The organism is Pseudomonas sp. Pseusp11 (assembly GCF_047304405.1).
Taxonomy (GTDB): domain Bacteria; phylum Pseudomonadota; class Gammaproteobacteria; order Pseudomonadales; family Pseudomonadaceae; genus Aquipseudomonas.
Map to the genome: position 1 here is coordinate 16,761 of NZ_JBGLZF010000053.1, position 17,537 is coordinate 34,297.

Genomic DNA, 17,537 nt, shown 5'->3' on the forward strand with positions numbered 1-17,537 from the left:
TGCCCACGATCTCCTGCAGGAACTGCCACAGGCTGCGATCTTTTGATTTTTCTGCTTCAAAACCGGGCGTCGCGCCTTGAACCGGTGCACGCAAACACCCTCCTCCCATGACGAGAGCCCATAAATCCGGCCCTTGCGAGACTTGGCACAACCACTGCATTACCTTTCCCAACAGACATAAAGCCCGGCCTTCAACGTAGAAGGCTGCGCTGCCCGAGAGAACGGGACAAGGACAAAGGCGTCCTCGCTAGTTAGCTAGCGGGACGCCTTTTTTTGTTTGCGCAAAATTTTGTCGAGCAAGGCCTGAATGCCCTGATGAGGCAGGCCCGAGCTCCCCGGAGAACCTGATGAAAAAACTAAAACTGGTGATGATCGGCAACGGCATGGCCGGGGTTCGTACCCTGGAAGAACTGCTCAAGCTGAGTAATGAGCTGTACGACATCACGGTCTTCGGCGCCGAACCGCATACCAACTACAACCGCATCCTGCTGTCGCCCGTGCTGGCTGGCGAACAGACGTTCGAAGAGATCGTGCTCAACGATCTGGACTGGTACCTGGAAAACAACATCAAGCTGCTGCTCAACCGCAAAGTGGTGGAGATCGACCGGGTCAAACGCCGGGTCATCGCCGAAGACGGCACTGAGGCTGAATACGACCGCCTGCTGATTGCCACCGGCTCGACCCCGTTCATCCTGCCGATCCCCGGCAATACTTTGCAGGGCGTGATCGGCTACCGCGACATCGCCGACACCCAGGTGATGATCGACACCGCCAAGACCCACAAGCACGCCGTGGTCATCGGTGGCGGCCTGCTGGGCCTTGAAGCCGCCAACGGCCTGATGCTGCGGGGCATGCACGTCACCGTGGTGCACATCGGCGAATGGCTGCTGGAGCGCCAACTGGACAAAACCAGCGGCCAACTCCTGCAAACCGCCCTGGAAGCCCGCGGCCTGCATTTCCGCCTGTGCGAACAGACCCAGGCCTTGCACGACGCCGGCAATGGCCGGGTCGGCTCGGTGCAGTTCAAGAACGGTGACATCATCCCCGCCGACCTGGTGGTGATGGCCGCCGGTATTCGCCCCAACACCGAACTCGCGGAAAAAGCCGGCATCCCTTGCAGCCGCGGGATTCTGGTCAACGACACAATGCAAACCTACGACCCTCGGGTGTACGCCATCGGCGAATGCGCCAGCCACCGCGGCACCGCCTACGGCCTGGTCGCGCCGCTGTTCGAACAAGCCAAGGTGTGCGCCAACCACCTCGCCCAACTGGGCTTCGCCACCTACAAGGGCTCGGTGACGTCGACCAAATTGAAAGTCACCGGCATCGACCTGTTCTCCGCTGGCGACTTCATGGGCGGCGAAGGCACCGAAACCATCACCCTCTCCGACCCGATCGGCGGGGTGTACAAAAAACTGGTGATCAAGGATGACGTGCTGGTCGGGGCCTGTCTGTACGGCGATACGGCAGACGGCGGTTGGTATTTCCGGCAGATCCGTGAGAACCATGCCATCGGCGAGATCCGCGATCACTTGATGTTTGGCGAAAATGCTTTAGGCGATGTAGGACATCAAGGCCAGGACAAAGCCATGAGCATGGCCGACACCGCCGAAGTCTGCGGCTGTAACGGCGTGTGCAAAGGCACCATCGTCAAAGCCATTCAGGAACACGGGCTGTTCAGCGTCGACGACGTGAAGAAACACACCAAGGCCGCCAGCTCCTGCGGCTCTTGCGCCGGCCTCGTCGAACAGATCCTGATCAACACCGTGGGCGGTGCGGCAGACGTCAAACCGAAAAGCGAAAAAGCCATCTGCGGGTGCAGCGACCTCAACCACGGGCAAATCCGCCAAGCCATCCGCGACCAGCACCTGCTGACCATCGCCGGCACCATGAGCTACCTGAACTGGCGCACCCCGAACGGCTGTGCCACCTGCCGCCCGGCGCTCAACTACTACCTGATTTCCACCTGGCCCGGCGAGGCCAAGGACGATCCGCAATCGCGCCTGATCAACGAACGTGCCCACGCCAACATTCAGAAAGACGGCACTTACTCTGTCGTCCCGCGGATGTGGGGCGGTGTGACCAATCCTTCAGAACTGCGGCGCATCGCCGACGTGGCCGACAAGTACAACGTGCCGATGGTCAAGGTCACCGGCGGCCAGCGCATCGACTTGCTGGGGATCAAAAAGCAAGACCTGCCGGGCGTCTGGAAAGACCTGGACATGCCGTCCGGCCACGCCTACGGCAAATCCATCCGCACCGTGAAAACCTGCGTCGGCAGTGAGTTCTGTCGCTTCGGCACCCAGAATTCCACACAACTGGGCATTGAGCTTGAGCATGACCTGTTCAACATGTGGTCGCCGCACAAAGTGAAACTGGCCGTCTCCGGTTGCCCACGCAACTGCTCGGAAGCAGGGATCAAGGACGTCGGAATTATCGGCGTGGACTCCGGCTGGGAGATGTACATCGGTGGCAACGGCGGGATCAAAACCGAAGTCGCGGAATTCTTCGTCAAGCTGAAAACCGCCGAAGAAGTGCGCGAATACAACGGTGCTTTCCTGCAGCTGTACCGCGAAGAAGCCTTCTACCTCGAGCGCACCGTGCATTACCTGCAACGGGTTGGCATGGAACACATCAAGAAAGCCGTGCTGGAAGACCCGGTACGGCGCAAGGCCTTGAACGAACGCCTGCAATTCTCCCTGTCGTTCGAACAGGACCCGTGGAAGGAACGCCTCGAACAACCACTGCTGAAAAAAGAATTCGAGGTCATTCCCGTGAAGAACCTGGAGGTGTCGGTATGAACTGGCTGGATATCTGCGCACTGGAAGAGATCAACACCCTTGGCTCGCGGATCGTCGCCGGCCCGAAAGGCGACATCGCGATTTTTCGTACGAGCGACGATGAGGTTTTCGCCCTCGACGACCGCTGCCCGCACAAGGGCGGACCGCTGTCCCAGGGTTTGATCTACGGCAAACGGGTCGCCTGTCCGCTGCACAACTGGCAGATCGACCTGGAAACCGGCGAGGCCCAGGCTCCCGATATCGGCTGCGCCCACCATCATTCGGCACGGGTCGAGAATGGCCGGGTGTTGCTGGCCTTGCGGGAAGCAAGCTGATGGACCGCCAAATCACCGCCTCTACCTGCTGCTATTGCGGGGTCGGCTGCGGCGTGCTGATCGAGCACGACGGCGAGCGCATTCTCGGCGTCAGCGGCGATCCGGCGCACCCGGCCAACTTCGGCAAATTGTGCAGCAAAGGTTCGACCTTGCATCTGACTGGCGACCTGACGGCCCGGGCGCTATACCCGCAACTGCGCCTGGGCAAGGGCCTGGCCCGCAGCCGCACCGATTGGGACAGCGCCCTCGATCACGCCGCCAGCGTCTTCGCCCAAACCATCGCCGAACACGGCCCGGACAGCGTCGCGTTCTATATCTCCGGGCAATTGCTGACCGAGGATTACTACGCCTTCAACAAACTGGCGCGAGCGCTGGTGGGCACCAACAACATCGACAGCAATTCACGGCTGTGCATGTCTTCAGCGGTGGTCGGCTACAAACGCAGCCTCGGCGCCGACGCTCCGCCCTGCAACTACGAAGACCTGGAACTGAGCGACTGCGTGATGATCGTCGGCAGCAACATGGCCTACGCCCACCCGATCCTGTTTCGTCGCCTGGAAGAGGCCAAATCCCGCCGTCCGCAGATGAAAGTCATCGTCATCGACCCACGGCGCACCGACACCTGCGATTTGGCTGACCTGCACCTGGCGATTCTGCCCGGTACCGATGTCGCCTTGTTCCATGGGATTTTGCACCTGCTGCTGTGGGAAGACTGGATCGACCGCGACTTCATCAAGGCCCACACCGAAGGCTTGGCCGAGCTGAAAAACCTGGTACGCGACTACACCCCGGCAATGGTCTCGCAACTCTGTGGCATCAGCGTCGAGCAACTGCAGCAATGCGCGGAATGGGTCGGCACGTCACCGAGCTTTCTGTCGCTGTGGTGCATGGGGCTGAATCAGTCCACTGCCGGCAGCGCGAAGAACAGCGCGCTGATCAACCTGCACCTGGCTACCGGGCAAATCGGCCGGCCCGGCGCAGGACCTTTCTCGCTGACCGGTCAGCCTAATGCCATGGGCGGTCGGGAAACCGGCAGTTTGTCGAACCTGCTGCCAGGCCATCGTGAAGCGGCCAATGCCGAACACCGCGCGCAAGTGGCCGCCTACTGGGGCGTCGATCAACTGCCCGAAAACACCGGGCTAACAGCCATCGAACTGTTCGAGCAGATGCGCAGCGGCAAGATCAAAGCCCTGTGGATCGCCTGCACCAACCCTGCCCAGTCGATGCCGGACCAGACCGCTGTGCGCGAGGCGCTGCAAGCCTGCCCGTTCGTGGTGCTGCAGGAAGCCTTCCACACCACCGAAACCGCCGCGTTCGCCGATCTGCTGCTGCCCGCTGCCAGTTGGGGTGAAAAGGACGGCACGGTCACCAACTCCGAGCGACGTATTTCCCACGTCCGCCGAGCTATCGGCACCCCCGGTGAAGCTCGGCCCGATTGGGCGATCACGGTGGATTTCGCACAGCGCCTGGAAAAACACCTGCGTCCTGGAGCCTCCAGCCTGTTTGCCTTTGAAACCCCGGCACAGGTCTTCGACGAATACAAACAACTGACTCGCGGCCGCGACCTCGACCTGTCAGGTATCAGTCATGAGTTGATCGACCAGCTCGGACCGCAGCAATGGCCCTTCCCCGCCGGAGCCCGCGAAGGCACCCCGCGGTTGTACCTTGAAGGGGTTTTCCCGACCGCCAGCGGGCGTGCGCAGTTCGTGGCCGACCCCTATCGCGCCGCCAAGGAACAACGCGATGCGCGTTTCCCGCTGACCCTGATCACCGGCCGCCTGCGCGACCAATGGCACGGCATGAGCCGCACCGGCACCGCCGCGCAGCTGTTCGGCCATGTCAGCGAAGCCGTGTTGAGCCTGCACCCGGATGAACTGCGTCGGCATCGCCTGCAACCTGGCGACCTGATCAATCTGAAAAGTCGCCGGGGCGCGGTGATCCTGCCGGTCAGCAGCGACGACAGCGTACGTCCGGGCCAGGCTTTCCTGCCGATGCATTGGGGCGACCGTTTTCTCAAGGGCGGCGTGAATACCCTCACCCTTCCCGCCTTCGATCCATTGTCGAAACAGCCGGAACTCAAACATAGCGGCGTGCGACTCGAGCCAGTGAATTTGCCTTGGCAGCTTTTCGCCCTGATTGAAGGCGATGTTCAACAGCACCTGGAGACACTGCGACCACTCTGTGAGGCGTTTTCCTACGCCAGCCTCAGCCTCGCCGGCCGTGAACGCCCTGCGCTGCTGATACGCGCTGCCAGCGCCACCGCGCCAGAGCCACAGCTATTGCGTGATATCGATCAATGCCTGGGGCTCAACGACGGCCCGGTGTTGGCCTATGACGATCCCCGGCGCTCGATCGGTAAGCGGGTGCGTATCGAGAACGGCCGGATCACCGCGATTCGCCTGGCCGGTGAAACACTCGCCCAACATTGGCTGCAAAGCCTATGGCTCGAAGGTCGCGCCGACGAACAGCTGCGCCGTTGGCTACTGGCTCCGTTGAGTGCGCCTCCAGGCAACGCTGGCGCCCCTGCATCCGGCAGCAAAATCCTGTGCAACTGCATGAACGTCAGCCAGAACGCAGTCTGTGCCGGCATTGGTCGTGGCCTGGACTTGCAGGGTTTGAAACAAGAATTGGGCTGCGGCACGCAATGCGGTTCCTGCGTCCCGGAAATCAAGCGTTTGCTGGCCGCCACTGCGCAGCCAGTCGCCGTCACCTCGTGAGGAAAACACTATGAGTGCAAAAGTCTGGCTGGTGGGTGCGGGTCCCGGCGATCCGGAATTGCTGACCCTCAAGGCAGTTCGTGCGTTGCGCGAAGCGGACGTGGTGTTGATCGACGATCTGGTCAATCCTGCGGTACTGGAGCATTGCCCGAATGCGCGAATTATTCCTGTGGGCAAGCGCGGCGGCTGTCGCTCCACGCCTCAAGCCTTCATTCATCGCCTGATGTTGCGTTATACCCGCCACGGCAAATGCGTGGTGCGGCTCAAGGGTGGCGATCCGTGCATCTTCGGGCGCGGCGGTGAAGAGGCGCAGTGGTTACGTGAACGAGGGGTCGAGGTTGAATTGGTCAATGGCATCACCGCTGGCCTTGCCGGCGCGACCCAATGTGATATTCCGCTGACACTGCGGGGCGTCGCCCGTGGCGTGACACTGGTCACGGCGCACACTCAGGATGACAGTAGCCTGAACTGGCAGGCTCTGGCTCAAGGCGGCACCACACTGGTGGTCTACATGGGCGTGGCGAAACTCAGTGAGATCCGCGAACAACTGCTGGCCGGCGGAATGGCAGCCAACACACCCGTGGCAATGATCGAAAACGCTTCGCTGCCGCACCAACGGGAATGCCGGAGCAACCTGACAACAATGGAAGAGGATGCCCTCAGCTTTCAGTTGAAAAGCCCGGCGATCCTGGTGATCGGTGCCGTGGCAGCCTGTGCAACTTCATCTCTGTGGGAGCGCGACTTGCCCGCGATGGTGGCCGATCAATCAGCCTGAACCCTACCTATTACTCCCTCTTCACCAAATCGCAGACAAAGAAAAGCCCGGCCTAAGCCGGGCTTTTCTTGAGCTGCGAGCTAATTACTTAGCTGGAGCTTCAACCTTCGCTTCTACGCGACGGTTTACAGCACGGCCAGCTTCAGTGGCGTTGTCAGCAACTGGGCGGGATTCGCCGTAGCCAACAGACTGAACGCGGGACGACTGAACACCGTACTGGTTGGTCAGAACTTGCTTAACGGCGTTTGCACGACGCTCAGACAGTTTCTGGTTGTAAGCGTCAGGACCGACGGAGTCAGTGTGACCTTCAACAACAGTAGTGGTGTTTGGGTACTGCTTCATGAAGTCAGCCAGGTTTTTGATGTCGCCGTAGCTGTTAGGCTTGACTGTCGACTTGTTGAAGTCGAATTTCACGTCCAGCTCAACACGAACAACTTCAGCAACTGCTGGGCAGCCATCAGCGTCAACAGTTACGTTGGCTGGGGTGTCAGGGCACTTGTCAACGTTGTCGCAAACGCCATCGTTGTCGCTGTCGGAGCACACTTCAGCTGGTGCTGGAACTGGAGCAGCAGCAGGCTTGGAGCCGCCACCGAAGTTCACACCGATACCGACGCTAGGAGCCCACTCGGTGTCGCCCTGGTCGATGTTGTACTGAGCTTCAACACCAGCACGGGCGTAGAAGTTTTCAGTGAAGTACAGCTTGGCACCGCCGCCAACGTTGGCGAAAGTGGAGCGGTTACGACCCGAACCGTTCTGGCCAATGCTCTGGTCCGAGAAACCGGCAGAAACGTATGGACGGATCATGTCGCCTGGGTTGTTGAAGTGGTACAGAGCGTCCAGAGCGGTATCAGCGCCCTTCACGTTGCGACCATCATCTGCACGTACGTTGTGCACTTCGTCGTAGGCCAGACGCACTTCTACGTCGTCGGTCAGGAAGTAACCAACCGAGCCGCCGAACAGGTTGCCGTTGTTCTTGAAGTTACGATCGCTGTCGTACTGTTCTTTCTTGGCGAAGCCTTCGATTTCAACTGCGCCTTGGCCTTGTGCCAGCGCGCCGAACGAAGTAGCGGCAATAAGAGAACCAATGGCCAAGCCCAAGGTGTTTTTCAGTTTCATCCGTTAAATCCCCATCTGGTGATTGTGAAGCAGTCCCGCAAACCGGGGGACAACTCGGCGGCAAGTCTATCAGAACTTGCCTACACGTAAGAGATATTTGCGCCAAACTAAGTTTCGGCAATGCCTGCAAATTTCTCACGCAATTTGTCTAGAGCGCGTTTGTACCGCATTTTTGTTGCACTCAAACCCATGTGCATGATGTCTGCGATCTCCTGAAACTCCAGCTCTGCGACAAAACGTAGCACCAGAATTTCACGGTCAATCGGGTTCACATACACTAGCCAGCGATCAAGTCCGCCCTTCTCCTCGGGTTTCGGCGCCTTTTCTTCAGACGCTTCCTCGAGGGGGTCCAGACTCAAAGCGTCCATCAAGCGACGCTTACGCCGTTCCTTCCGATACTGTGTGATGCACTCGTTGTACGTGATGCTGTAGAGCCACGTTTTGAACTTCGATTTGCCCTCGAAGTTCTTCAGGCCGTACAGCACCTTCAACATCACTTCCTGACAGACATCGTCTGCATCACGATCGTTCCCCAGATATCGTGCACAAACGTTAAATAATGTTCGCTGGTAACGCCGCATCAGTTCTTCATAGGCGCGCGTTACGTGAAACAGCTCGGAGTGCGAGCGCGCGACCAACTCCTCATCAGAGAGCTCGCGGGGGTCGTAGCGCGTGGAGAGCGATTGAGCTTTATTCAAAACAAGTCTGGCCGACAGTCAGGTCAATGTCCGCCGCAGCCCTTCAGGGCAATTTGCGGCGGCATACATTAGCAGGATTTGCCGGGTTAGCGGCTACTCACATGCTGCTCCAGGAGAATCCGATTCGAGAGAGAGACTAGCTCACCCTCGTCGGTCAGCACCGTGGTTTTCACCGTGCCGATCTCTTCGATCTGCCCTTCGACCTCGCCAACACGCACTTGTTGCCCAACCTGATACAACTCACGCACATAGATTCCCGCAAGAATCTGACCGGCAATTTCCCGGCTTCCCAACCCCATGGCCAGCGCAACCGCCAGACCAACGGTAATCAAGACAATCACAATCACGTGGTTGAGCAGGTCTGTCTTGACCTCCAACTGGCTGATCGCAACCGAAATACTGATAATGATCACCAGGCCCTGGGCAATCCGCCCCAGTCCCGCGGCGTAATCCAGCCCTACGCCTTCTGCCGCGCCACGCACCAGCCCATTGGCCAGTTGCGCCAGCAAGACACCTACCAGCAGCACCAGCGCCGCGCCGAATACTTTCGGAACATACAGCGCCAGCATGTCCAGCGTAGCCGAAACTCGCTCAAGCCCAAGGGACTCTGCGGCAGAAACCAGAAAAATCAGCAGGACGAACCAATAGACAATTTTGCCGATCAGCGTCGAAATAGGCACCTGGAGGCCGGCGCGGGACAACAATTTGGTCAGTCCGGTGCCACCCATCAGGCGATCAAGGCCCAATTTGGCGAGCAATTTTGAGAGCAGCGTGTCCAGCAGCTTGGCCACGACAAAACCCAGCAGCAGCACAACCAGTGCGCCAAACAGGTTCGGAATGAAGTTCGCAACTTTGGTCCACAACGCAGTCATTGCAGTGACGAGGCTCTGAGTCCAGAGATCAAGTTCCATATTCAATCAGCCTTATCAGCAGTGCGAGCGGTAGGTTTACGCAGACGAGAAACCGGCGCGACATGGGCCGATCCGTTATTCAGGGCGATCATCAGCGCGGGCAGCCAACGGCCCAGCAGGCTGAACAGATCGCCGGCACCGACCTGGCGGTTGGCGGTTTTCAGTACACGCCCCAGACAGGCATCGTCGTCACGGCTGGACGGCGATGCTTTGAGCATGTCACGCAAAGACTGTTCAAACGGATCGTGCATACGCACCTCTCGTGATGTCTGTCAAAGACGCGGTTAAATTTGGTCGGGTCACATGGCTCATCGTCAGACCCAACGCAAACGTCGGAATAACCACCACTGCCCCAGCGCCACCAAGACCATCAACAGGCAGGCGATCAGGAAGCCGTAGGGGCTGGCAGAGAACGGAATACCACCGACGTTGATGCCCAAAAGACCGGTCAGAAAACTCATCGGCAAAAAGATCCCGGTGATGATCCCGAAGCGGTACATCGTGCGGTTCATGCGCACGCTCAAACGCCGGTCTTCAGCCTCCAGGACCAGCCCCACGCGTTCACGGGTCAACTCCAGCTCCTCGAGATACCGGGTCAGGCTGTTGTTCAATTCGTTCCAGTAATCGCCATCGTCTTCGCAGAACCACGGCAGTTTTATCCGCGTCAGCTGACCGAAAATATCCCGCTGCGGCGCCAGAAAACGCTTCAGTCCAGCTGCCCTGCGGCGGATTTGCAAAACAGCCCCATGCTCAGGTGTATACCGTTCGTCGGCATCCAGCTTTTCTTCTTCCTCATCGACAACTTCCGAGAGGTCGCCGACCAGATCCTGCACTTTATGGGTGAGGTATTGCGCCATATACAGGATCAGTTCGGAAGCGCTTCTCGGTCCTTTGCCGTCGGCCAGTTGCACCAACAACTCTTCGGTGGCACGCAACGGCCGCAAACGCAAGGAAATCACCCGTTGGGCCGAACCGAAGATCCGCACCGAGACCATGTCTTCCGGCTCCGCGCCCGGATTCAGGTTGACCCCGCGCAGAAACAGCAGCAGTTCAGAGTCCGGCAGCGGCAAAAGACGCGGTCGGGTGTTTTCTTCCAGCAACAAGTCGCAACTAAATTCATTCAACCCGCTGGATTTACGCAGCCAGGTCTGGGTTTGCGGGTGACTGCGATCCCAGTGCAGCCACAGGCTTTCATGGGCCTGCAGCTGCAAGTCATCGAGTTCAGTCCGGGCTATCGAACGCGCACCGCCTTTACCGTCCAGCACCAGGGCATGCACCAGCCCCCACTGCGCGTTTTCTTCCTCGAACATCCTCACCCCTAATCTTGAAACAAAAAGCCAGCAGCGCTTATTCAGGCATTTTCAGCGGGCTTGGCGAGATGATCACGCCGTTGTTGTCCGCATAAACGTAGTGGCCCGGGTGAAAGGTCACGCCCGCGAAGGTCACGGCAACGTTGAGATCGCCAACACCGCGCCTGTCGGTTTTCATCGGGTGACTGGCCAGGGCCTGAACCCCCAGATCAGTTTGCGCGATGACGTCGACGTCGCGGATGCAACCGTAGATCACCAGCCCTTCCCAACCGTTGTTCGCGGCTTTCTCGGCCAGCATGTCGCCCAACAGCGCGCGGCGCAGGGAACCGCCACCGTCGACCACCAGCACCTTGCCGTTGCCCTTGAGCTCGACTTGCTCCTTGACCCGCGAGTTGTCTTCGAAACATTTGATGGTCACGATTTCGCCGCCGAAAGAATCACGGCCGCCGAAATTGCTGAACATCGGTTCCAGCACCTGCACCAGCTCCGGATAGGCGTCGCACAGGTCAGGCGTGAGGTAATGGTTCATCGAGAAACTCCTGTAACAAGGAAGACAATCGAGTATGCAGCATACTCGGGCCAAGGCTGGACGGTTGCAAATCGCTCCGCTCGCACGAACCCAGCGACCGCATCAGCCACTCAAAGTGACCAGAACCACTCAATGCGTCACATATTAGCCGCAAGCCGACCAGAGAGAAATGCCCTTGTTAGAGCATCAGGCTCAAATCGCTGTGGCCAAATCCGGCTTTTCACCCAGTAAAGGTGTCTGTTGATCCGCCAGCCAGCGAGCCACCAACGGCCAGACTTCAGCCTGCGCAGCCTTGCTGACCAGCATTTCCACGTGACCGAAATTATCGCCAAAGCCGTGCTCGCGGCCAAGGGTGATGAACTGCTTGTGCTCGGAGCCGACTTGATCAAACAACTTATGGCAGGCCCAGGTCGGGTCCTGATGATCGCCCGCGGCACTCACGGCCAGCACCGGCAATTGCACCTCGGCCAAACCCGCCCACCAGTCTTTGTCGGCATCGCCGAAGCGGCCGAACAGCCCGTACCAACGCATGCTTTCCAGGGCCAGGCCTATCGGCTCGTCCTCCGGGCCGCGCTTGAGCCGAGAGCCCGACAATTGGGCAAAACGCTTGAGAATGAAGCGCCCGCTCCACTCCACCGGTGGAAACTTCAACGGCCAGTAAGTACGGCTGACTTGCGTGCCGAAAAACGCCGCGGAAGCCACGGCGGGCTCGCCCAGGTACTGGCCGCCCAATGCCGCGGCCAGGGTAATGCCCCCCAGCGAATGGCCGATCCAGTGCGGGATCTGGCCGCTTTGCTCGCGCACGAACGCGCCAATGGCCGGCAAATCGTAACGCGCATAGTCGGCGACGCTGTTCTTGCGATAGTTCTGGTTGCGTTGAGACAGGCCGTGACCACGCATTTCCGGAATCCACACATCGAATCCCAGACGCGTCAGGTAAGCGCCCAGGCCCAAGCCTTTGGGAGAGAACCAGAACCGCCGATTGGAAAAGCTGCCGTGCAGCAGAATCACCGGCACGCCACGCACCGCCGGCTCATCGGCCAGGCCCAGGCGTGTCACAGCCAGCTCAACGGTGCCGTCGGGGCTGTTGCCGGGTTTCAAACGATAGACGTCTTCGCTCAGATCGCCGCGCCGCTCGGCGCTGATCAGGGCGACAGGAAATAGGTTGCTGCTACTTTGCATATGCTCTTGCACAAAAAAGGGCGGCATCCACATGGAGCCCGCCCTACTTGAACCTTAAAGCCTCGGCCACTTGACCGAGGCTTCATTCACGAATCAGGCCTGAGCCTGACCTTCAGCCAGGAAGAACCAGGTTTCCAGTACCGAATCGGGGTTCAGCGAAACGCTTTCGATGCCCTGCTCCATCAGCCACTTGGCCAGGTCCGGGTGGTCCGAAGGGCCCTGACCGCAGATGCCGATGTACTTGCCGGCCTTGTTGCACGCGGCAATGGCGTTGGCCAGCAGCTTCTTGACTGCAGGATTACGCTCGTCGAACAGGTGCGCGATGATCCCGGAGTCACGGTCCAGGCCCAGGGTGAGCTGGGTCAGGTCGTTGGAGCCGATGGAGAAGCCGTCGAAGAACTCGAGGAACTCTTCAGCCAGGATCGCGTTGGACGGCAGTTCGCACATCATGATCACGCGCAGACCGTTGTCGCCACGGGCCAGACCGTTTTCAGCCAGCAGATCGACCACTTGGCTCGCTTCGCCCAGGGTACGGACGAACGGCACCATGATTTCAACGTTGGTCAGGCCCATCTCGTTACGCACGCGCTTGAGGGCGCGGCATTCGAGCTCGAAGCAGTCACGGAACGATTCGCTGATGTAACGCGAAGCGCCACGGAAGCCCAGCATCGGGTTTTCTTCTTCCGGCTCGTAGAGTTTGCCGCCGATCAGGTTCGCGTATTCGTTGGACTTGAAGTCCGACAGACGCACGATGACCTTTTTCGGCCAGAACGCTGCCGCCAGGGTGCTGATGCCTTCGACCAGTTTGTCGACGTAGAAGCCGACCGGGTCGTTGTAACCGGCAATGCGCTTGTCGACGCTGTCTTTGATTTCCTGCGGCAGGCCGCCGTAGTTCAACAGCGCCTTGGGGTGCACACCGATCATGCGGTTGATGATGAATTCCAGACGGGCCAAGCCCACACCGGCGTTCGGCAGCTGCGCGAAGTCGAAGGCGCGGTCCGGGTTGCCGACGTTCATCATGATCTTGAACGGAAGCTCCGGCATGGCATCCACGGAGTTTTTCTTGATGTCGAAGCCCAGTTCGCCTTCGAAGATGTAACCGGTGTCGCCTTCAGCGCAGGAAACGGTCACGCCCTGGCCGTCTTTCAACAGCTGGGTGGCGTTGCCGCAACCGACCACGGCCGGGATGCCCAGCTCGCGAGCGATGATCGCCGCGTGGCAGGTACGGCCACCACGGTTGGTGACGATGGCGCTGGCGCGCTTCATGACCGGTTCCCAGTCCGGGTCGGTCATGTCGGAAACCAGAACGTCGCCCGGCTGGACTTTGTCCATCTCGGACACGTCCTTGATGATCCGCACCTTGCCGGCGCCGATGCGCTGGCCGATGGCGCGACCTTCCACCAGCACGGTGCCGGTTTCTTTCAACAGGTAACGTTCCATGACGTTGGCCTGGGTGCGGCTCTTCACGGTTTCCGGACGGGCCTGCACGATGTAGAGCTTGCCGTCATCGCCGTCTTTGGCCCATTCGATGTCCATCGGGCACTTGTAGTGCTTCTCGATGATCATCGCCTGCTTGGCCAGCTCGCTGACTTCGGCGTCGGTCAGGCAGAAACGTGCCCGATCGGCCTTGTCCACGTCGATGGTCTTGACCGATTTACCAGCCTTGGCTTCGTCGCCGTAGATCATCTTGATGGCTTTGCTGCCCAGGTTGCGACGCAGGATGGCCGGGCGGCCGGCTTCCAGCGTGCCTTTGTGGACGTAGAACTCATCCGGGTTCACCGCACCTTGTACGACGGTTTCACCCAGGCCGTAGGCGCCGGTGATGAACACCACGTCACGGAAGCCCGATTCGGTATCGAGGGTGAACATCACGCCGGCAGTGCCGGTTTCGGAGCGGACCATGCGCTGCACACCGGCCGACAGGGCCACCAGCTTGTGGTCGAAGCCCTGGTGGACGCGGTAGGAAATGGCGCGGTCGTTGAACAGTGAGGCGAACACCTCTTTGGCGGCGCGAATGACGTTTTCGACACCACGGATGTTCAGGAAGGTTTCCTGCTGACCGGCGAAGGAAGCGTCCGGCAGGTCTTCGGCGGTAGCGGAAGAGCGCACGGCCACGGCCATGTCAGGGTTGCCGGCCGACAGCGTGGCGAACGCGGTGCGGATCTCGGCGTTGAGCTTCTCGGGGAACTCGGCTTCCATGATCCATTGACGGATCTGGGCGCCGGTCTTGGCCAAGGCGTTTACATCATCGACGTCCAGGGCGTCGAGGGCGGCATGGATCTGATCGTTCAGGCCGCTCAGTTCCAGAAAATCACGATAAGCCTGAGCTGTCGTGGCAAAGCCACCTGGCACCGATACACCGGCGCCTGCAAGGTTACTGATCATCTCGCCCAGGGATGCGTTCTTGCCCCCCACATGCTCTACATCATGGACGCCGAGCTTATCGAGGGAAACTACGTACTCTACCAAGGTGATCTCTCCACTAACTGTGTTGGAAAAGCTCAGAAGCCGGCGACTCGGGGGAGCCTTTGCCGGCTGTATGGCCTGGACCTGGAAAATAAGTGAGAATGCGGGCCATCGGTGGCCGACAAATCGCGCCTACTATATCCAAGAATCGATACTAGCTTAAGGCCCAAGGTGCAAATGAAACGATCTGCTTTCTTTATCTCCGATGGCACCGGCATTACCGCCGAAACCCTCGGCCAAAGCCTGCTGGCGCAGTTCGAAAACATTACCTTCAGCAAAATCATACGACCGTACATCGACGACGCTGATAAAGCGCGGGCAATGGTACAACAAATCAACAAAGCCGCCGAAAACGATGGTTTTCGTCCGATTATTTTCGACACCATTGTCAATCAGGACATTCGTGAGATTCTCGCAACGTCGAATGGTTTCATGATCGACATTTTCTCGACCTTCCTGGCGCCCCTTGAACAGGAGCTGACCGAGCATTCTTCCTACACCGTCGGCAAATCCCACTCCATCGGCCATAACTCCAATTACATGGAGCGCATCGAGGCGGTGAACTTCGCCCTCGACAATGACGATGGCGCCCGCACGCACTATTACGACAAAGCTGATCTGATACTAGTAGGCGTGTCGCGATGCGGCAAAACACCGACGTGTTTGTACATGGCCATGCAATTCGGTATCCGCGCGGCCAACTACCCGCTGACCGAAGACGACATGGAGCGCCTGCAACTGCCGACCGCCCTGCGCGCCCATCAGCACAAGCTGTTCGGCCTGACCATCGACCCGGACCGCCTCACCGCAATCCGCAACGAACGCAAGCCCAACAGCCGCTATTCGAGCTACGCGCAGTGCGAATTCGAAGTGCGCGAGGTGGAGAATCTGTTCCGACGCGAGAACATTCCCCACATCAATTCCACGCATTTCTCCGTGGAAGAAATTTCGGCGAAGATTCTGGTGGAGAAAGGTGTGGAGCGGCGCTTTAAGTAGGAGCTGCCGCAGGCTCCTACCGAGTGTCGTGTACACCCGGTTCAGATCACAAACAAATCCACAAACCGGTTCACCGGTGTCGCCTCAAGTGCTGCCGGGTCCTTGCACAGCGCAAGGATCTCGGCGCTTCGCTGAGCCGTGAAGCGCGTCGCCAGATTGGCCTTGAACTTGTCTTCCAGCAACGGAATGCCATCAGCACGGCGCCGGCGATGACCGATCGGGTACTCCACCATCACGTTATCGGTGCTGGAGCCGTCCTTGAAGAACACCTGTACCGCGTTGGCAATGGAGCGTTTGTCCGCCTCCAGGTATTCGCGGGTGAAACGCGGGTCTTCGACAATGACCATTTTGTCGCGCAGCAAATCGATAATCGGGTGCGCGGCGTGGAAGTCGTCTTCGTACTGCTCGGCCACCAGATTGCCGAATACCAGAGGTACGGCGGTCATGTATTGGAGGCAGTGATCGCGGTCCGCAGCGTTGGCCAGCGGGCCGACCTTGGAGATGATGCGGATCGCTGATTCGTGGGTGGTGATAACGATCCTGTCGATTTCATGCAGGCGATTCCTGACCAATGGATGCAGGGTGACGGCAGCCTCGCAGGCCGTTTGCGCGTGGAACTCAGCGGGGAAGCTGATCTTGAACAGCACGTTTTCCATCACATAGCTGCCGAACGGCCGGGAAAAACTGAAAGCTCGCTTGCCTTCAGGCTTGAGCCCCAGGTCGTTGTTGGTGTGGCTGAACAGTACATCGTAGAAACCCCATTGCTTGGCGGTCAGTACGCCGGGGATGCCCATCTCACCACGCATCGCAATGTCCGCCAGACGCACGCCCCGACTGGTCGCGTCTCCGGCCGCCCAGGATTTACGCGATCCGGCGTTCGGCGCATGTCGGTAAGTGCGCAGCGCCTGGCCGTCGGCAAAGGCATGGGACAACGCCGACAGCAGCTGCTCGCGATTGGCGCCCATGAGTTTGGCAGTGACGGCGGTCGAGGCGACTTTCACCAGAATCACGTGATCAAGACCGACGCGGTTGAACGAATTCTCCAGGGCGATCACGCCCTGAATCTCGTGCGCCATGATCATGGCTTCCAGCACAGCGCGAATGGTCAACGGGGCGTCGCCATTGGCCAGGCGCTTTTGCGACAGGTGGTCGGCCACCGCGAGAATACCGCCGAGGTTATCGGACGGATGGCCCCATTCGGCGGCGAGCCAGGTGTCGTTGTAATCGAGCCAGCGGACGATGCAACCGATGTCCCAAGCGGCCTTGACCGGGTCGAGACGATAGCTGGTGCCGGGCACGCGGGCGCCGCAGGGGACGACAGTGCCTTCGACGATAGGACCCAGGTGTTTGGTGCATTCGGGGAAACGCAGCGCCAGCAAGCCGCAGCCGAGGGTGTCCATCAGGCAATTGCGGGCGGTATCAAGCGCCTCGGGCGACTGGATGTTGAAATTGAGGACGTAGTCGGCGATGTCCTGCAGAACCGTGTCGTAGTCGGGGCGGGTGTTCAGGTCGACGTTGGCGCTCATGTTCGATTCACTCGGTCAGTGGTTCGTTGATGGGACCTCGGTTCAGGGTAGTCTCTGTCAGTTACTACTTTCTTATTTTGGCAACAGGATCAACTGTAGGAGCTGCCGCAGGGAGGGGTGTTTTTTTTTTTTTAAAGTAAAAAAAAAAAAAAAAAAAACACCCAAAGGGCCCGCCAAAAGGGGGTTAAAAAAAAAA

14 protein-coding genes are annotated in these 17,537 nt (G+C 59.2%); 5 read left to right on the forward strand and 9 right to left on the reverse strand.

The genetic code is table 11. The features are described from left to right. Positions 1–347: 347 nt before the first annotated feature. Genes nirB through cobA form a run of 4 tightly spaced genes read left to right on the forward strand, consistent with a single transcriptional unit; the run spans position 348 to position 6,607 of the window. The gene (gene nirB, locus ACCC96_RS27160; protein WP_007940642.1) at positions 348–2,801 is read left to right on the forward strand and encodes a nitrite reductase large subunit NirB; all 2,454 of its coding nucleotides are present in this window, start codon (positions 348–350) and stop codon (positions 2,799–2,801) included. Then, positions 2,798–3,115: a nitrite reductase small subunit NirD gene (gene nirD, locus ACCC96_RS27165; RefSeq protein WP_018925265.1), complete on the forward strand. Its 318-nt coding sequence runs from the start codon at positions 2,798–2,800 to the stop codon at positions 3,113–3,115. The genes nirB and nirD overlap by 4 nt, the downstream gene beginning before the upstream one ends. Then, entirely contained in the window at positions 3,115–5,832 is a 2,718-nt protein-coding gene (locus tag ACCC96_RS27170; protein ID WP_258670208.1) for a nitrate reductase, read from the forward strand. Before nirD ends, ACCC96_RS27170 begins: the two co-directional genes overlap by 1 nt. A 10-nt stretch (positions 5,833–5,842) precedes the next feature. Next, positions 5,843–6,607 carry a uroporphyrinogen-III C-methyltransferase gene (gene cobA, locus ACCC96_RS27175; protein WP_258670211.1) on the forward strand — a complete coding sequence of 255 codons (765 nt, stop codon included), beginning with the start codon at positions 5,843–5,845 and terminating at the stop codon, positions 6,605–6,607. A gap of 84 nt (positions 6,608–6,691) precedes the next feature. On the opposite strand, the gene ACCC96_RS27180 is transcribed toward cobA, so the two are convergent. The 8 genes from ACCC96_RS27180 to ppsA form a co-directional block, all read right to left on the reverse strand. Next, on the reverse strand, positions 6,692–7,723 hold the full coding sequence (locus tag ACCC96_RS27180) for an OmpA family protein (RefSeq protein ID WP_258670214.1): 1,032 nt from the start codon (positions 7,721–7,723) through the stop codon (positions 6,692–6,694). Between the two features lie 107 nt (positions 7,724–7,830). Beyond that, positions 7,831–8,421, reverse strand: a complete 591-nt coding sequence (gene sigX, locus ACCC96_RS27185) for an RNA polymerase sigma factor SigX (protein WP_026331741.1) — start codon at positions 8,419–8,421, stop codon at positions 7,831–7,833. An 86-nt stretch (positions 8,422–8,507) separates the two neighbouring features. Next, the gene (locus ACCC96_RS27190; RefSeq protein ID WP_007940637.1) at positions 8,508–9,332 is read right to left on the reverse strand and encodes a mechanosensitive ion channel family protein; all 825 of its coding nucleotides are present in this window, start codon (positions 9,330–9,332) and stop codon (positions 8,508–8,510) included. A gap of 2 nt (positions 9,333–9,334) precedes the next feature. Next, positions 9,335–9,583 carry a hypothetical protein gene (locus ACCC96_RS27195; RefSeq protein ID WP_007940635.1) on the reverse strand — a complete coding sequence of 83 codons (249 nt, stop codon included), beginning with the start codon at positions 9,581–9,583 and terminating at the stop codon, positions 9,335–9,337. A 63-nt stretch (positions 9,584–9,646) separates the two neighbouring features. Continuing rightward, on the reverse strand, positions 9,647–10,642 hold the full coding sequence (locus tag ACCC96_RS27200) for a zinc transporter ZntB (protein WP_258670219.1): 996 nt from the start codon (positions 10,640–10,642) through the stop codon (positions 9,647–9,649). A 37-nt stretch (positions 10,643–10,679) separates the two neighbouring features. Beyond that, positions 10,680–11,171, reverse strand: coding sequence for a ribonuclease E activity regulator RraA (gene rraA / locus ACCC96_RS27205; RefSeq protein ID WP_018925259.1), 492 nt, complete (start codon positions 11,169–11,171; stop codon positions 10,680–10,682). 192 nt (positions 11,172–11,363) lie between these two features. Then, on the reverse strand, positions 11,364–12,353 hold the full coding sequence (locus ACCC96_RS27210) for an alpha/beta fold hydrolase (protein ID WP_019648262.1): 990 nt from the start codon (positions 12,351–12,353) through the stop codon (positions 11,364–11,366). 93 nt (positions 12,354–12,446) lie between these two features. Further along, positions 12,447–14,822 carry a phosphoenolpyruvate synthase gene (ppsA, locus tag ACCC96_RS27215; RefSeq protein ID WP_258670222.1) on the reverse strand — a complete coding sequence of 792 codons (2,376 nt, stop codon included), beginning with the start codon at positions 14,820–14,822 and terminating at the stop codon, positions 12,447–12,449. Positions 14,823–14,996: 174 nt separating this feature from the next. On the opposite strand from ppsA, the gene ACCC96_RS27220 reads away from it, so the two are divergent. Further along, entirely contained in the window at positions 14,997–15,815 is an 819-nt protein-coding gene (locus ACCC96_RS27220; RefSeq protein ID WP_019648260.1) for a pyruvate, water dikinase regulatory protein, read from the forward strand. A 41-nt stretch (positions 15,816–15,856) separates the two neighbouring features. Here ACCC96_RS27220 and prpD read toward each other — a convergent pair whose 3' ends face one another. Continuing rightward, positions 15,857–17,341, reverse strand: a complete 1,485-nt coding sequence (prpD, locus tag ACCC96_RS27225; protein WP_258670227.1) for a 2-methylcitrate dehydratase — start codon at positions 17,339–17,341, stop codon at positions 15,857–15,859. Between the last annotated feature and the right edge of the window lie 196 nt (positions 17,342–17,537).

What these genes read in the sequence shown, in the direction of transcription:
- nirD (WP_018925265.1), top strand. Translation starts at nt 2,798, where the DNA reads ATGAACTGGCTGGATATCTGCGCACTGGAAGAGATCAACACCCTTGGC.
- ACCC96_RS27190 (WP_007940637.1), bottom strand. Translation starts at nt 9,332, where the DNA reads ATGGAACTTGATCTCTGGACTCAGAGCCTCGTCACTGCAATGACTGCG.
- ACCC96_RS27195 (WP_007940635.1), bottom strand. Translation starts at nt 9,583, where the DNA reads ATGCACGATCCGTTTGAACAGTCTTTGCGTGACATGCTCAAAGCATCG.
- ACCC96_RS27220 (WP_019648260.1), top strand. Translation starts at nt 14,997, where the DNA reads ATGAAACGATCTGCTTTCTTTATCTCCGATGGCACCGGCATTACCGCC.
- rraA (WP_018925259.1), bottom strand. Translation starts at nt 11,171, where the DNA reads ATGAACCATTACCTCACGCCTGACCTGTGCGACGCCTATCCGGAGCTG.
- ACCC96_RS27200 (WP_258670219.1), bottom strand. Translation starts at nt 10,642, where the DNA reads ATGTTCGAGGAAGAAAACGCGCAGTGGGGGCTGGTGCATGCCCTGGTG.
- cobA (WP_258670211.1), top strand. Translation starts at nt 5,843, where the DNA reads ATGAGTGCAAAAGTCTGGCTGGTGGGTGCGGGTCCCGGCGATCCGGAA.
- ACCC96_RS27180 (WP_258670214.1), bottom strand. Translation starts at nt 7,723, where the DNA reads ATGAAACTGAAAAACACCTTGGGCTTGGCCATTGGTTCTCTTATTGCC.
- ACCC96_RS27170 (WP_258670208.1), top strand. Translation starts at nt 3,115, where the DNA reads ATGGACCGCCAAATCACCGCCTCTACCTGCTGCTATTGCGGGGTCGGC.
- nirB (WP_007940642.1), top strand. Translation starts at nt 348, where the DNA reads ATGAAAAAACTAAAACTGGTGATGATCGGCAACGGCATGGCCGGGGTT.
- prpD (WP_258670227.1), bottom strand. Translation starts at nt 17,341, where the DNA reads ATGAGCGCCAACGTCGACCTGAACACCCGCCCCGACTACGACACGGTT.
- ACCC96_RS27210 (WP_019648262.1), bottom strand. Translation starts at nt 12,353, where the DNA reads ATGCAAAGTAGCAGCAACCTATTTCCTGTCGCCCTGATCAGCGCCGAG.